This window comes from Gilvimarinus gilvus (genome assembly GCF_030518155.1).
GTDB classification, from domain to species: Bacteria; Pseudomonadota; Gammaproteobacteria; order Pseudomonadales; family Cellvibrionaceae; genus Gilvimarinus; species Gilvimarinus gilvus.
In genome coordinates, this window is record NZ_JAULRU010000657.1 from 1 (window position 1) to 342 (window position 342).

Annotated in this window: 1 protein-coding gene; it reads right to left on the reverse strand. The window is 44.2% G+C overall.

Going from position 1 to position 342, the window contains the following annotated elements:
- Positions 1–342, reverse strand: a 342-nt coding sequence (locus QWI17_RS16675) for an HD-GYP domain-containing protein (RefSeq protein ID WP_302723658.1), incomplete at both ends; no start/stop codon positions are given.

Below are 342 nucleotides of genomic sequence, written 5' to 3' on the forward strand. Positions count from 1 at the left end.
CGTACTCTTTTAGATAGGAGATGGCTTCATGGCTACTGTAGAGACGTTTCTGATAGAGGCCGGAAATCAACTCTACATAATCATTAACAACGCAAAGTAGCTGAGCACTATAGCTAATCTCCTCACTTTTTAGCCCCTTTGGATACCCCGAGCCATCCAGATATTCTTTATGTTGAACAATAATTTCACCCGCTGGAAACAAAGGGGCTACTAATACTGTAGCGGCCTTTGCCCTAAGAGGGTGTTGCTGAAACTGTCTTTGATATTCTGCCGACAGCGTTATGTACGGTTGCTGTATCAGTTCATCCGCAAAACCAAGCTTACCGATATTACGAAGCTGCC